Origin of the sequence: Kordia sp. (genome assembly GCF_045105435.1) — a bacterium.
GTDB lineage: Bacteria > Bacteroidota > Bacteroidia > Flavobacteriales > Flavobacteriaceae > Kordia.
Genome location: NZ_JBGCDL010000187.1, coordinates 1 through 8,218, shown reverse-complemented (window position 1 = coordinate 8,218; position 8,218 = coordinate 1). Strand labels below are relative to the sequence as shown.

The 8,218-nt window shown below is 36.4% G+C and carries 3 protein-coding genes; 2 read left to right on the top strand and 1 reads right to left on the bottom strand.

What is annotated here, in order from left to right; all coding sequences use genetic code 11:
• Positions 1 to 371: 371 nt before the first annotated feature.
• On the bottom strand, positions 372 to 3,230 hold the full coding sequence (locus tag AB8B65_RS09960; RefSeq protein WP_405300814.1) for a WD40/YVTN/BNR-like repeat-containing protein: 2,859 nt from the start codon (positions 3,228 to 3,230) through the stop codon (positions 372 to 374).
• Between the two features lie 808 nt (positions 3,231 to 4,038).
• Between AB8B65_RS09960 and AB8B65_RS09955 the strand changes: the two genes are divergently transcribed.
• Together AB8B65_RS09955 and AB8B65_RS09950 are read left to right on the top strand one after the other, a co-directional pair.
• Positions 4,039 to 4,623: a Crp/Fnr family transcriptional regulator gene (locus tag AB8B65_RS09955; RefSeq protein WP_405300813.1), complete on the top strand. Its 585-nt coding sequence runs from the start codon at positions 4,039 to 4,041 to the stop codon at positions 4,621 to 4,623.
• A 137-nt stretch (positions 4,624 to 4,760) separates the two neighbouring features.
• Positions 4,761 to 8,218: T9SS type A sorting domain-containing protein (locus AB8B65_RS09950; RefSeq protein WP_405300812.1), on the top strand; the 3,458-nt coding region annotated here is incomplete at its 3' end.

The window sequence follows — 8,218 nt, the reverse complement described above, 5'->3', positions numbered from 1 at the left end:
CATCTATTTCGTTAAAAGAAGTTGCGGAAGTTGTGTCTATAAAAATACAATCAAACGGTATCAAATCTTTACAAGTCCGTTCCCACAAAAGTGGTGTACACATGGTTCCAGAAAGGAAATAGAGTTTTTGTTTTTTCATTTCTATAGCTTTCATTTTTTTCTTGATAAAAAAACGCAACAAAAAAATCAAGTTTGAGATAGGAAATTGCTACACATCGTTCACATCTGAAGTTACATGCTTGAAGCTACGCTTCGCAATTCCACTTCGCTGTTCTCTATTTCTGACTCAAACAATAGAATCGAACAACAGTTAATCTATCGAAAGAAAATTTAGAAAATCAAATACAAATTCATGAATCAAACTTATAAATCTACTCTATCACTAATTCAGTACTGTCTTTTCCGCCATTTCCAGAAACCTCAATGGTATACGTTCCTTTTGGTAAGTAATATGCACCGTTTTTCTTTTTTGGAATGGAAGCATCTTCGTCTTTTTTCAAATATTTTTTACGTGCTTTTTCAGTAACGCTTACATCATAATTCCACGTGTTGAATCCTGCATTTGCGTTTACTTTTGCTTCGTTCATGACGATGCCGTTTGCCGCCATCACTTTTACAGTAACATTCCCTGCATTTTTAGCATGAAAATAAACTTCTTTTTCAGGAACACGCGCATCTAGCCATTTGCTCCAAGTAGATCCCCAAGACGAACTCGAACGAACACTTTTAGTTTCAAACACATGAATTTCTTTACTTGCTACCGTAGCATCTACTTGTTGTAATACTCCAATATTTGCTTTGTAAATTGAACGTCCGTGCGTTCCAATTAACAAGTCTTTTGCCTGTTTTTGTACAACAATATCGTGTACCGCAACATTTGGTAAACCTTTGTGGAAAGGTTGCCAAGAAGTTCCCATAGTTAACGAAGCATACGCACCATTATCTGTACCTAAATACAATAGATTTTGGTTTGCAGGATCTTCCTTTATAACATTTACTGGCGAATTTGGAATTCCGCTCCCAATGTTTTTCCAAGTTTGCCCGTAATTATCAGACATGTAGACATAGCTTGTAAAATCGTCCCAACGATATCCGTTTAAAGTAGCGTACACACGTTCTTTTTTGTGTGATGAAGCAATTACGCGTGTCACCCATAAATCTTTTGGTAATCCGCTAGAAATATTTTGCCAATCGCTACCGCCGTTTTTGGTTACGTGAATCAATCCGTCATCACTTCCCACATAGATTAATCCGAATTGGAAAGTAGATTCAGAGATACTTGTCAAAGTTCCATAAGCTACATTTCCTTTTTTTCCTCCTTGTGTTAAATCATCTGAAATTGTTTCCCAATCGTCTCCTTTATTAAGCGATCGGTGCAATTTATTTCCTCCTAAATATAAAATATCTTGATTGTGCACTGATAAATGAATTGGCGTTTGCCAGTTAAATCGGTATGGCGATTCGCCCAATTCATGTTTTGGCTGAATGTATGTTTGACCGCCATTTTCACCACGATCAATTCTGAAGTAATTTCCAAATTGATAACCTGTGTATACAATGTTTGGATTGCGATTATCGACTTGCACTTGCATTCCGTCTCCACCCATAATTCGCTTGTACGGATATTGTCCTTCTTCATGCCATTTTACCGAAGCTTTGTAGTTATTTGGACCTACCCAAACGCCATTATCTTGCAATCCGCCATACACTTTATACGGCGTTTGTTCGTCTGCGTAAATTGCATAAAACTGTCCAACTGCTGGTGTGTTGCACTTTATCCAATTGTCTCCGTTATCATACGAAATATTGACACCGCCATCATTTCCATTGATCAAATGATCTGGATTATTCGGATTTACCCAAAGTGAATGATGATCGACATGTACGTTTTGTCCATTGATCGATTTGAATGTTTTTCCACCATCTTTTGAACGTAAAATTGGAACTCCAGCAATATAAATTTGATCTTGATTTTTTGGGCTTACGCGAATCATTCCGAAGTAATATCCATACGAATACACCACATCATCTAAATAACCGTCATGTGTTTTACTCCACGATTTTCCACCATCAGTCGTTTTAAAAATTTGTGCACCAATTACAGGTGTATCAAATAATAACGAGTTTGCATTTTCTAAATATTTCGACAAATCAACAGGCTTAATCGTTCCTGCTCTTACCAATTGCTTTACATTTTCGGCTCTATATTTCTCTTGAAAACCGTTCATTTTCAAGTAGGTATTTAGTTTTTTATCTGTTAAGTTTAAAAACGTCGAAGAAGACATTGTTTTAAAGTCATCTTTTGTCAATGCTTTGGAATCGCTCTTCTTTTTCTTTTTGGCTTCTCGCCTGAATTGACTATCGTGAAACGCATATACTATTTCATCATCGTAAACAGCCAATCCAATTCTTCCGACGCCATCACCTACTGGGAAACCTGCTTTTTCGCTTACTTTATTCCAGGTAGTTCCTGCATCAGTACTTTTATAAATTGCTGAATTGATTCCGTTTCCGACAAAATTCCACGCTTTACGATCGCGTTCCCATGAAGATGCATATTGTATGTTGAAATTGTTTGGCGAAACTGCTAAATCCACAATTCCTGTATCGGTATTTACAAATAATGTTTTGTTCCATGTATTTCCGCCATCGGTTGTTTTGAAGATTCCGCGTTCTGCATTTGGCGAATATAAATGTCCTAAAACGGCAACCACAACTTCGTTTCCATTGTTTGGATTGATTAAGATTCTACTGATGTGATGCGAATCTAACAATCCCATATTTGACCAATTCTTACCGTTATCCGTACTTTTTAGAATTCCGATTCCTGCATACGACGAACGTGAAGAGTTGTTTTCTCCGGTTCCTACCCAAATGGTTTTTGAGTTCCAATCGACTGCAATGTCACCAATATTTTGCGTTGGCGAACTGTCTAAAACAGGCTCAAACGTGGTTCCGTTGTTTTTTGTGTACCACAATCCACCAGAAGCGTAGGCAACATAAAATTCGGTTGTATTATTTGGATTTACATCTAAATCGACCACACGACCGCTCATAATAGTAGGGCCAATATTGGTAAATTCGATATTCTTTACAGTAGATTTTTCCGTAAGTTTTGCTTTCTCTTTCAGTGCGTCTTGTACTTTTGCAGCCGAAGTCGGATTACTTTGCGCAAAGCTAAATTGTACTAAAAAAAGAAATAATACGGTGCGTAAAATTTTAGGTTTCATGGTTGGGTTTGGTTTAGACTTTCAAAGTAGGCAATGTTATAAACTTGGCAAAATTTTGCTTGTTTTTTTAACAATAGTGTTGTTGAAAATTTGAGAATACCCGTTGTGCATTTTGAATTCAAAAGTATAACGAAGCGTCATTTCGAGTGATTTTGAGGTACGAAAAATCGTATCGAGAACTGTTTAGTACAAAATATTCTATTCTCGATACAAATTTCACTCATTTTCAATCGTAAAATTCACAACAGGTTAAGAATCATTTATTATTCTATTTATTGGAAATGTCTTTACGAAAGTTTTTACATTCTTAAACACAACAAAATTAACTTAGAAAACATCTTGACTCTTGACTCTTGACTCTTGACTCTTTTTTTTACCACGAATGCACTAATTTTTCAGCTCGTTTATCGGCATGAGTTGAAAAACTCGCGTTAGTGTTTGATACAATAATTTTATTCGGAACAAATTAGTAAAGATTTCAAAATTTAATTTGAAACATTTTACATTCACACTCAACAGAAGAATCTTAAAAACATCTTGACTCTTGATTCTAAAAGTCCTGATTCTTTTTTTTACCACGAATGCACTAATTTCTCAGCTCGTTTATCGGCATGAATTGGAAACGTCTTTGCGAAAGTTTTGAAAAAACTTGTGGCAATCTGTTTCTTTAGAAAGAAAAATTCACTTGTTATCAATCAGTGAGAATAGAACTTCTCATTACTCACTACTTAATTCTCAATACTATATTTACCACAAATTAATTTTCAAGTGAAATAGTTCGTATTTTACGCTCCTATTTTTAAAATACATGAGCATATCTACCACAAATTTTGAATCCTATTTAAAGACTTTCATTGATGATGCGTCTTTGAATGACCAAATTCCTGTAATTTTGGAAGCATTCAATTATTTACATCTAAAAAAGAACACCCTTTTTGTAGAAGAAGGTACAATTTGTCCACATTTCTGCTTTATTGAAAGTGGCATTTTACAACATAACATTTTGGTAGAAGGTGAAGAAAAAACAACCTATCTCGCATTGAAAAATTCCGCCACAGCGGCATTGAAAAGCTTTATGCATAAAATTCCATCACGCAAAAATATAAAAGCGATTAGTGATTGCGATTTGTTTGTGATTGATCAAAAAAACTTTCAAAATCTGCTAAAAAACAACGAAGCTTTTCACCGTTTTTACTACAATTTAATAGAAAATCAAATCTACAGAATTGACGATTATCGCATCGATTTATTGACCTTAACTCCAGAAGAACGTTATAAAAAACTACTTTCCAACGAACCAAAATTACTCAAAGAAGTTCCGTTACATTATTTGGCTTCCTTTTTAGGAATTTCATCACGACACATGAGCCGAATTAGAAAATCTGTAAAATAATTTTCACATAATTAATTGAATATCTTACCGTTAAAATTATCTTAATTTCATACATTTACGCATAGTTCGTTCAATACATGCTAACGAACTTAACTTTCGCCTCGATTTTATTGTATTATTTAGACAAAAAGTGCGCTATGAAAAAATTACTACTTCTTTTCGTATTGCTTACCGCAATCGTTGGATATGGGCAACAATCTCCAAAACCAAACATTTCAAATCAACTTTACAAAGATGCGCCTGCTTGGGCAAAATTGATGTACAGTGAAAATCCAAACGCTGATACAGTTGATGATTTGTACAGAAAGTATTATGAAACACACGAATATGTAAAATCATATCACACACAATATTATAAAAGATGGCGAAGAGCTATTAATCCATTTTTAACGAATGACGGTGTGTACGATCATTCCAAAAAGGAACAAGCAGCAACCGCGGCAAGAACCTTGGGAGATTCGCAAGGAATACAATTAGAAATGAGTACTTGGTCGCCTATTGGACCGTATGAAAGTTACCGAGAAGGCGGAACGGTTTTAAGTGGCGCACAAACAAATGTGTATAGTATTGGTAAATGTTTAAACGTGCCAAACACCTTGTACTGCGGAACAGAATCGGGAGAAGTATACAAAACTATTAACGGCGGCGATACTTGGACAAACGCTTCTAAAACGCTCGTTACCTCATTATCACCACAAGTTGTATTGGCAAATGCAGGTGTAAGTGCTATTGCAGTGCATCCTACAAATCCAGATATTGTGTACGCAGGTTCGGGAAGTGAAGTATTTAAAACTACCGATGGCGGAACCAACTGGACTGTCGTTTTTGATAGCAATATAACCTTGTTTGGGTATATTATAAATCCTGCGGAAATATTCATAAATCCAAACAATCCACAAACAGTTTTAGTCGCTGGAGAAGCAGGAATTAACAGAACTACAGACGGCGGTGTAACTTGGACAACAGTTGTTATGAATCAATGCTTTGATTTAAAAGCACAACCTGGAAATCCAAATATTTTATATACCGTACGAAGAAATACAGCAAATAATACACATCAGTTTTTAAAATCGACCGATGGCGGCGCTTCTTGGTTGGTTGAATCGGCAGGTTGGTACACTTCTACAGATCCAAACAGAAGTGTGGAAGGTGCACGATTGGCTGTAAGTGATGCAGATGCAAATAAAATATACGCGTTTTTAATTGGCGACTCCAAAGCTGGCGACAACGGTTTTATCGGCGTTTATCGAAGTGATGACGCAGGAATTACTTGGACAAATACTATGGGTTATGATGGCGCTCCATACACCGCAACACATCCAAATTTATTAAATTCAGATACGTCTGCAGCAGGTTTTAACCAAGGATTTTACAATTGTGCAGCAATGGCGTCTAACTCAAATGCGGATCAAGTTATGGTCGGCGGAATTGGTATGTGGCGATCTATTGATGGTGGACAAACGTTTACTTGTGTTTATAATTACGGTTGCGGAACGTACAATCCGATGCACGTAGATATGCAAGATTTTAGAGCATTTGGAAATGAATATTGGGCAACGACTGATGGCGGAATTTTTAAATCGAATGACTTTTTTACGACACAACCCGAATTTAAAATGAATGGTGTACATGGAACTGATTTTTGGGGATTTGGCTCTGGTTGGAATCGCGATTTATTAGTTGGTGGAACGTTTCACAATGGTGTGGATGTATATTCGGAAGGATTTCCTTTTGGCGTATTTTTAGATTTAGGTGGTGGTGAGCCCGCTTCTGGATATGTAAATCCAGGAACCGAACAAATTTATTCAACCAATATCGGTAGCAGATTTATTCCAAATACGCTAAGTGGTGCTGTGATGAATGCTTCTATGGGATTAGCACCAACCGAAGAACCTTGGTTTGCACAATCGTCAGAAATGGAGTTTCATCCAAGCTGTTACAATCATGTATATCTTGGAAACTCAAATCAGTTATTTAAAAGTACAGACGCTGGTGCAAGTTATGAAGCAATTTATACTGCGCCTGCAAATAGTACCGTTTTAGGCATTGAAATTTCACGTACCAATACAGATACGATGTTTATTGTAGTGCGTCCAAATACTGGAAATGCATACCTTGTAAAAACGACGGATGCTTGGGCAACAACAAGCACAATTACATTGCCTAGCGGCGATGGAAGTTTGGCGCTTATTAGTTTAGATCCTGAGAACGATCAAACAATTTGGTTGGCATTTCCGCGTGGAAATAATGGTAATAAAGTGTTTAAAAGTATCAATAGTGGTACAACCTGGACGAATGAAACTTCAAGCGAATTAAACGGTCAAAATATTCAAGTATTAACTACAATTGGTGGAACAGATGGCGGCGCGTATGTAGCGACAAGCATGTCTGTATATTACAAAAACAACACGATGACTTCTTGGACGTTAGATAATGCTAATTTACCAACTACGATTGGTGCAAATGATTTGCGTCCTTTTTATAGAGATGGAAAAATACGTTTGGCGAGTTACGGAAAAGGAATTTGGGAGAGTAGTTTATTTGAAACGCCATCGCGACCTGTAGCAAAAATTATGGTTGATAAATTAACTGCAACCTGCGCGGGAGATATTTTTTATTTTGATGATTTTTCTATGTTGAATCATACGAATGCAACTTGGGCTTGGACATTTGAAAATGCTAATATTGCGACTTCATCTATGAGAAATCCGCAAGTGAATTTTACAACTACCGGAAATCATGTAGTCACTTTAACGGTCACTAATGATGCAGGAGTTTCCTCTAGTGATTCCATCACGATAAATGTAGAAAGCTTATCAAACACAAACTTAGAAGAAGATTTTGAAGTGGCTTTTGTGCCAGATGGTTGGCGACAAGAAGCAACAGGAAATTATACGTGGACGTATGAAAATGCTGTGGGTGGTTTTGGACTAAGCACAAATTCGATGGTTGTGAATAATTATGTAATTTCTCAAGTTGGAACGTATTGCGATATCATTGCGCCATTAAACATGGCAAATACAGACGTAACCGATGCAACACTTACGTTTGATGTTGCCTATGCTTTATACTCGGCTGCCTATCCAGATGGACTCGAAGTTGAGATTTCTACAGATTGCGGCATGACATGGACAAATGTCTACAATAAAGTCGGAAGCGCCTTAGCAACTGCACCAAATACAACCGCACAATTTGTTCCTACAGCAACACAATGGCGAGAAGAATCTATTGATTTGACAAGCTATATTGGAAACGAAAATGTTCAAGTAAAGTTTAGAAATGTGAATGCGTACGGACAAGCTTTATATGTAGACAACATTAATTTAGGAAGTGTATTAAGTGTCTCTGAATTTACGCAAGATGCGATTTCATTTTACCCAAATCCTGTAAAAAGTAACGAAGCCGTTTTTGTAAAAAGTACTCAAAACGAAGATATTAAATTCTCTCTATACAACATTCAAGGAAAATTGATTGGCACTATTTTTACAGAAACCAACAACCCCATTCCTACACAACAATGGGAATTGAGTGCTGGTGTGTATTTATATAATATTCGATCGAATGATAAGATTAAAAAAGGGAAGTTGATTGTGTA

Bases quoted from the DNA above. Each gene is read 5' to 3' on its own strand.
- AB8B65_RS09960 (WP_405300814.1), bottom strand. From the start codon at position 3,230: ATGAAACCTAAAATTTTACGCACCGTATTATTTCTTTTTTTAGTACAA.
- AB8B65_RS09955 (WP_405300813.1), top strand. From the start codon at position 4,039: ATGAGCATATCTACCACAAATTTTGAATCCTATTTAAAGACTTTCATT.